The organism is Streptomyces bohaiensis, assembly GCF_012033785.1.
In the GTDB taxonomy this organism is placed as follows: domain Bacteria; phylum Actinomycetota; class Actinomycetes; order Streptomycetales; family Streptomycetaceae; genus Streptomyces; species Streptomyces bohaiensis.
In genome coordinates this window covers 1-3,559 of record NZ_JAAVJC010000375.1, presented here as the reverse complement: position 1 = coordinate 3,559, position 3,559 = coordinate 1, and the positions used below count along the sequence as shown (strand labels likewise).

Genomic DNA, 3,559 nt, shown 5'->3' with positions numbered 1-3,559 from the left:
GGCCGGGGCCGGTCGACTGCCCGGCTCCCGCCGGGCGCGGGCCGGACGGCCGGGAGGCACGGCCGCCGGCGCGGTGCGCCCGGGCCTCGACCCCGGCGTCGGCCCCGGCGTCGGTGTCGGTGTCGGCGGTGTCAGTGTCGGCACCGGCACCGGCACCGGCGGACGGACCGGCGCCGTGCGTGCTGCGGGGCCCGGGGACGAGGCCGGCGGCGGACGTGCCCGCCGGACCGGCCGGGCCGCCTGCCACGGAACCGAAGCGGTGGTCGGCGCGATCGCCGGCGCTGTCGCCGCTGCGATCGGCACCGCTGTCGACCCCGGCACCCGCCTCACCGGCGCCGGCGGAGCGCTCCGGTCGGCGCGCGGCGGCGTCGGCCGGGGCGTCCTCGGCGAAGGCGGCGTCCTGCGGCAGGGAGGGCTCCTCCAGCCGCACCACGGCCTCGGCGAGCCGGCTCGGCATGGCGTAGCCCGTGCCGGGCTCCTCGCCCCGCGGCTGCACCGTCGCCTCGTCCAGGAAGTGGCAGCCGTCGCGCTGCACCGCGGTCAGGACGTCGGCCACCCAGACGCGGAACGGATCGGGCCCGGCGCCGCCCCCGGCGAGGGCGACCATCATGACTACGGAGAGGTCAACCATCTCCGTGGTCCGGTGCCATCCCGGGCCGGCCGGAGCGGCGACCCCGAACCGTCCGGTGAGGCTCTCCAGCGTCTCGCGACGATCACCGGGGACACCCCGAGAGGCGAGAACTTCACTCTCCGTGACGTCGAGTTCGGCGGCGGGGAACCAGTGGCTGCCGTCGGGCAGAGTCAGCCTCCGGACGCGACGGCCGGTCGCGGCGAAGACGAGGTCATCGACGTCGATGGCGTCCCTGGGCTGCGCCGCGGCGGGGTTCGTGGGCTCTTCGTCCATGGCGGGCACGCTAGAAAGTATCCCCGTTTCACCGCGCCAGACGAGCGAATCTTCAGCTCTTCGAGTGAATTTGTTGCACGCCTGTCACCACGCGCGGTAGTTACTACCCCGTCCCGTCACCGCGTGCGCGCCCCCCGTCACACGAGCTTCGCGATCTGCATGCGCCCCCCTTGTGCGCCGTTGCGCTCCGGCGCTCAACCTCACCCACCGTCACCACCCCGGGCCGGCACCGTCGTTGCGTCCGAGCCGCGTTCCCCGGAATCGCGCCGCAGCGAGCGACGGACCCCGAGCACCGCGGCGACTCCGCCGATGACCCCGCCCACCGCCCCGCCGATCCACATCCCCGGGTCGTCCCCGGAGAAGTACAGGAGGAACGGCAGCAGCACGAGGGATATCGCGGCGGCGACCATGCCGATGCGGCTGCCGCGGCTGAGGTAGGCGCGGGCGCCCGGTCCGGCGGGCGGGTCGGGCACCGCGGCGGCAGGTCCGAGCGAAGCGGCGAGCGGCCGCTTGTAGTAGGTGACGAACTTCCAACTCCCGCACGGCTCCCAGCCGTCCGGCGCCAGCAGTGCCGTGCGTTCCTGACGGCGGCGCCGGGAGACGACCTCGCGCCGGTACTCCCAGGCCATGGCCGCGTTCCGGTCGCGTCGCGCCACGAAGCGCCCGATCCGGTCCAGCTCGCGCACCTCCCAGCCCTGCCGGCCGTAGCGGTCGAGGACGGCGAGGTCACTGTCGTAGTCCGCGCTCCACCGCCACTCCTCGGCGTCCGCCGCCGGATCCGTCCCCTCGTCCGCGACCGCCTCGCCCGGCTTCGCCGTGAGGGAGGCGGCGAACTCGTCGAGCGGGCCGAACTCCGCCTCGGCACGCACTCCGGCGGAGTCCAGGTGGTCGATCAACTCGCCCACCACCGCCTCGATCTGCGGCTCGGGCATGCGGGCGGCGCGCAGCAGCTCGGCCAGGTCGGTCAGATAGCGCTCGTCGGTCCCGGTGTGCGTCACGTGTGTGTCCCCTTCGTCCCCGTGGCCGGAGCACCGGCCAGCACCGCCCGGGTGGTGGCGTGGAACTCGTCCCAGGCGGCGCTCTGTTCGGCGAGCTGCCGCTCCCCCTCCGGCGTGAGCCGGTAGTAGCGGCGGCCGGGCCCGCGTTCGGCGGCGCGGTACTCGGCCGCCAGCAGCCCGGCGGTCTCCAGCCGGTTGAGCACCGGGTAGAGGGTGCCGCCGCGGATGCGGCCGAGGCCGGCGCCGTCCAGGCGCCGGGCGATCTCGTAGCCGTAGCTCTCGCCCTCGGTGAGGCAGCCCAGCACCAGCAGGTCCAGGACGCCCTTGAGCCAGCTCGCCCTTCGGTCAGTTGCCATACCTAGATAGAACCACAGACTAGTCAGGGTCACAACCTACGTCGCATGGGTGACTCCCGGGCGACACAGCCGCTCGCCGGTCCCTGCGGCGCGACCGTCCACCGCGACGTGCCGGAACGGCAACACCGCTCGGCGCGTCGCCACCGGGTCGCCGACCATCGACCGGACCCCGGCCCACGGAAGGAACCCCATGCCGACGAACCCGCCCGTCCACCGCCTGGTCGCCACACCGGCCGGCCGCACCCACCTCGTGGAGCAGGGCCGGGGACCGCTGGTCCTGCTGCTCCACGGCTTCCCCGAGACCTGGCGCTCCTGGCGCCACCAGCTCCCGGCGCTCGCCGCCGCCGGCTACCGCGCCGCCGCGGTCGACACCCGCGGCAACGGGCGCTCCTCCCGCCCCGCCGACCCGGCCGCCTACCGGGCCGTGGCGCTGGCCGAGGACCTCGCCGCGGTGGTGCACGCCCTCGGGGAGCGGCAGGCGGTGCTGGTGGGCCACGACTGGGGCGCCACCGGCGCCGCGCACACCGCGCTGCTGCACCCGGAGCTGTGCCGCGGCATCGCCCTGCTGGGCGTGCCGTACGCACCGCCCGGAGGCCCCCGGCCCACCGAGGTCTTCGCGGGCATGGGCGGCGCGGAGGAGTTCTACGTCTCCTACTTCCAGGAACCGGGGCGCGCCGAGGCCGAGATGGAGCCGGACGTCCGGGGCTGGCTCGGCGGGTTCTACGCCGCGCTCTCCGGTGACACCGCGCCGGGGCCGCCGGCCCCCGACCCGCACTTCGTCACCCGCGGCGGCGGCACCCTGCGGGAGCGCTTCCCCGACGGCGCGCTGCCCGCCTGGCTCACGGAGTCGGAACTGGACTCCCACGCGGCCGAGTTCGAGCGGACCGGCTTCACCGGCGCGCTCAACCGCTACCGGGCCATGGACCGCGACTGGGCCGACCTCGCGCCCCTCGCGGGCGCGGCGATCGACCGGCCCGCGCTGTTCGTCGGCGGGGAGCGCGACGCCTCCCTGACCTGGCTCGCCGACGCCGTCGCGGCGTTCCCCCGGACGCTGCCCGGACTGCGGGGCCACCACGTCCTGCCGGGATGCGGCCACTGGGTGCAGCAGGAACGCCCCGACGCGACCAACCGCCTCCTGGTCGACTGGCTCGACGCACTGCCCGGCTGACCGCCGCGGCGCGGTACCGCGGCCCGGCACCACGGCAAACCGCGGCCCGGCACCACGGCGGAGGCGGACGGCGGACGGCGGACGGCAGACGGCAGACGGCGGGCAACGGCCGCAGGCCGGCGGCGGGCGGAAC

At 75.8% G+C, this 3,559-nt stretch carries 3 protein-coding genes and 1 pseudogene; 1 reads left to right on the top strand and 3 read right to left on the bottom strand.

Going from position 1 to position 3,559, the window contains the following annotated elements:
• The 3 genes and pseudogenes from HCN52_RS22810 to HCN52_RS22800 all read right to left on the bottom strand — a co-directional run.
• Nucleotides 1-904 (bottom strand): annotated as a pseudogene (locus tag HCN52_RS22810) (hypothetical protein); the annotation flags it as partial.
• A gap of 200 nt (nucleotides 905-1,104) precedes the next feature.
• On the bottom strand, nucleotides 1,105-1,902 hold the full coding sequence (locus HCN52_RS22805; protein WP_168090325.1) for a hypothetical protein: 798 nt from the start codon (nucleotides 1,900-1,902) through the stop codon (nucleotides 1,105-1,107).
• Entirely contained in the window at nucleotides 1,899-2,258 is a 360-nt protein-coding gene (locus HCN52_RS22800; protein ID WP_168090324.1) for a PadR family transcriptional regulator, read from the bottom strand. Before HCN52_RS22800 ends, HCN52_RS22805 begins: the two co-directional genes overlap by 4 nt.
• Nucleotides 2,259-2,448: 190 nt before the next feature.
• Between HCN52_RS22800 and HCN52_RS22795 the strand changes: the two genes are divergently transcribed.
• A complete protein-coding gene (locus tag HCN52_RS22795) occupies nucleotides 2,449-3,426 on the top strand; it encodes an alpha/beta fold hydrolase (RefSeq protein ID WP_168090323.1) in 978 nt (325 codons plus the stop codon).
• Nucleotides 3,427-3,559 lie beyond the last annotated feature (133 nt).

Bases quoted from the DNA above. Each gene is read 5' to 3' on its own strand.
- HCN52_RS22800 (WP_168090324.1), bottom strand. From the start codon at position 2,258: ATGGCAACTGACCGAAGGGCGAGCTGGCTCAAGGGCGTCCTGGACCTG.
- HCN52_RS22795 (WP_168090323.1), top strand. From the start codon at position 2,449: ATGCCGACGAACCCGCCCGTCCACCGCCTGGTCGCCACACCGGCCGGC.